The organism is Streptomyces sp. NPDC090798 (genome assembly GCF_044768965.1).
In the GTDB taxonomy this organism is placed as follows: Bacteria; Actinomycetota; Actinomycetes; order Streptomycetales; family Streptomycetaceae; genus Streptomyces.
In genome coordinates this window covers 1-3275 of record NZ_JBIVXA010000060.1, presented here as the reverse complement: position 1 = coordinate 3275, position 3275 = coordinate 1, and the positions used below count along the sequence as shown (strand labels likewise).

The window sequence follows — 3275 nt, the reverse complement described above, 5'->3', positions numbered from 1 at the left end:
CCTCTTCTCCGCGCGGGAGGCTGCCCCGTCAGGCGCGGTCCGATGACGTCGAATCAGGGCTGTGACCAGCGTGGATGCAATATTCGGCACGTACAGCGTCCACCGGCAGCAGCCTCGTGCACGTCACACCGGGCCGACTGCGCGTACCACTGCTGCCCCTGGAGGAACAGCGGCGCTACGGGGAGGCCTTCCGCCGCGTGTACGAACTGCGCGCGGCCGTCCGCCGAACCGCCGACCTCGCCGCCGACGCCGCGGCCACCCTCACCACCGGCCTCACTGCCGGCGTACTCCTGCCACCGGACACCCTGGACAACCGTTCCGCCTGAAACGCCCCACGCGTCCCACCGCACACGACCACACTGGATCCCTGCCGTCCCCCGCCCGGACGGCGCTCTTCGGAAGGAAGCCGGGACCTCTTGAACAGCAGCAACCACACGGAGCTGGCAGCCTGGACCGTAGCGTCCGCAAGGCCGCCTGGCGGATGATCAGCCGCGAGGAGGGCCTGGACGACGACGTCTGATGCGTAAGCCCCGGCTGGACATGTCGGCCGGGGCACCCTTCGACCTCGATTCGTCTTGGGCCTCACGGCCGTAGGTGATCTGGTGGGTTGCCCTGGTGATCGTCAGTTCACCGGCAGGCAGCGCCCGTAACCGAATGCACGAGGTTCGCACCGTTCTTGTCTGATGTACGCCATAGGTTGTTGTGTGAAGAAGAGGGGGAGACGATGCCTGAAGCCCGCAAGTCAATTGTTCCGGTGTGGACGCTGGCGACCGGTGACGTCCGGGTGTCCGCATTGGCTGGAGACGAGCCGATGACGGCTGAGCGGCTGGCTGAACTGCGCGGTGTGCTGGCCGCCCTGGCCGAGGCGCCGATTGCCACGCTGGAGGTGCATCCGCTGCCCGACAAGCTCGACCGCAGTCGAGGTATCCCGCTCGATGCCGCCAGTCCCCTGGCGCAGCACCTGTCACAATTCATCACGCAATCGACGCGAAGTTCCCTTACGGCGGCCAGGGCGACCGTTACCGGCGAAAACCTGTATCGCATGGTGGTTCCGGCGAAGGTTGCTGCCCAGCTCGGTCAGGGCGTCATTTGCTCGATGGCGGCGAAGGGGACGGCCGGTGGCATCCGTGGCCCACTCGTGACCTCAACGGGGCGCATCGCCGCGGGTGCGACGTTCGTGCCGGTCGGTAAGGCGGCAGCAGCAGGCGCAGCCGGTGGAGCCGGTGCGACAGCCGGCGTCGCGGCCGCCGGCAGCGCGGCGCTCACCGTGGCCGCGCCGCTCGTTCTCATGGCCGTAGCGGTGGGGGTGAGCGCGCATGCCGACAACAAGCGCCAGCAAGCCATCGAACACATCACAGAACTGCTGGAACAACTGCACGAACAGAACCTCGAAGAGGAGCACAGCGCGCTCGACGGCTGCCGCGATGCCATCGACAAAGCCACCGCCATTCTGCTCGACCAGGGCAAACTCGGTGTCTCGCTGGGACTGGACTCGGCGGTACATGCCATCAACACGGCGCTGGGCGCCGCTGACCGCCGCCTTGCCCGGTGGCAGACCGCACTCGACAAGCTGCCCGACGACAAGCCCGTCGAGATCAGCACGCTGGCCAAGTCGTTCCCCGGCGTCGACGAGCATGGCGGCACGTTTCGCGCCCACCTCGAACTCGCCGCCTTGGCCATTGCCCTGAAGCGGCGGGTCGTCGTCCTGCAGGCCGTCGAGCACGCCCAGGACAACCCTGACAACTTGTTCGAAAACTTCTCCCGTGCACTCAGGCGCGACCAGCAGCGCCTCGACGAACTGGAGTCGAGCATCGCCGGTGTCCTGGTACGCCTTTCGGCGCTGGAGTTGGCGCGCCCGAACGGTTTGATGCCCGTCTTCACGACCGGTGAAGTCGATCGCCTGATGGGCGCGGCACACCGGATTCACAAGCTGGGCGACGGCGCAATGGTCAACAGCCGCACGACAGACGTGGCGATTGAGATTGCCCGCGACAAGGACGGCTCGGTGGTCGTGTTCCCCGCGCTGCCCATGCACGCGTAGGTGCGCTCGCACGCACCTGGCGAGTGGTGTGGGTGCCCGAAACTACGGTGCGGACGTCATCACCTTCAGTGTCCGCACCTGCCCACCGCGCGTCTCTCCACACGCCGCAGCCGCGCTCTCGCCGCGATCCGCAGCACCACCAGGCAAAACGGCCGCCCGGAATCCGGTCGTGTCAGTGCCGGTGACTACACTTCAGCCGTCGCTCGAGCCTGCGGGGCAAGGGCGTCGGCGACTTGTTGGGGGGAGTGGAACTAGTGTCCCGGGGGGGCGGCGTTGAGAGAGCCGAAGGTGCGTGTTGGCGGGCGGAGCGTGGAGTTTGAGGTAGCGGCCCAGTGGGTTCGCTCCTACTTCGATGAATCGGCGAACAGGGCCGCCGCGGCCGCCAAAGGGGGTAAGCCGTTCGCCTACCCGGCATACGATCGCATGGCCACAGGCAGCGGTCCGGACGAGTTGAACGATGGCGACTTCCTCGCTCCGCTGCTCCTCAACGCCGGCCCTACGATTGCCGCTGTGTACTCGCTGCAGGCTGTGCGGCCAGTGCTGGAGGCCGGGCTGGCTGCCATACCCCAGGACTTGGCGCTGCAGACCGCAGTCGCCCGTGGTCGCCACGGGCCCCTGCTTCAGGGTCTGATCGGCGTCTTGGACGCTCAGGGAAAGGTGCCCGGCATCGGACTGACGAAGTTGACCAAGGTCCTCCACCGGAAGCGCCCGCTTTTCGTCCCGCTCTTCGACCAGCAAGTCAAAGCCTGCTACTACAGCACGCACGTCAACTACCCGATGCATCCCACGCCGGGACGCCCAGAGGCCGTCTTCTTCTCGACTCTTGCCGAATGCATGAACCGGGACATCGAGGAGCAGCCCGAGCAGTGGGAAGCCCTGGCAGCGCAGGCCCCGGACGGCGTGTCGCTGCTGCGGATCCTCGATGTCGTGGCCTGGAATCTGGGCCTCAACTCGCCTGATCCAACAACACCTTGACGGGGTCGGGACAGCACTGCAGCGAGGTGTGTCCGCGAGCCGCTGGCGCCTGACCGGATCACCCGGGCGGGGTCCAGTAGGGCTTTCGCTTCGAGTGCAGGGTGAGGACCCGCTTCGGCAAAGAACTCGCCCGACATCTGCCTGCGCAGCCGGAGAGCCTCCAACTTACTGATCGTTTCAGAATGACTCCCGCCGAGAGCAGCAATCCTGTTGGCACTTGTACAGCTGAGTTGGCACCTTGGCCCATGGCCTTGTGCAT

Annotated in this window: 2 protein-coding genes and 1 pseudogene; all 3 read left to right on the top strand. The window is 66.6% G+C overall.

The genetic code is table 11. The annotated features are described in order from the left end of the window. Nucleotides 1-92: 92 nt before the first annotated feature. Nucleotides 93-326: pseudogene (locus ACIQTP_RS46925) on the top strand (SAM-dependent methyltransferase); the annotation flags it as partial. Nucleotides 327-724: 398 nt separating this feature from the next. After that, nucleotides 725-2041: a hypothetical protein gene (locus tag ACIQTP_RS46920; protein ID WP_403412372.1), complete on the top strand. Its 1317-nt coding sequence runs from the start codon at nucleotides 725-727 to the stop codon at nucleotides 2039-2041. Between the two features lie 309 nt (nucleotides 2042-2350). After that, nucleotides 2351-3016, top strand: a complete 666-nt coding sequence (locus ACIQTP_RS46915) for a DUF6308 family protein (RefSeq protein WP_403412370.1) — start codon at nucleotides 2351-2353, stop codon at nucleotides 3014-3016. Nucleotides 3017-3275: the final 259 nt, after the last annotated feature.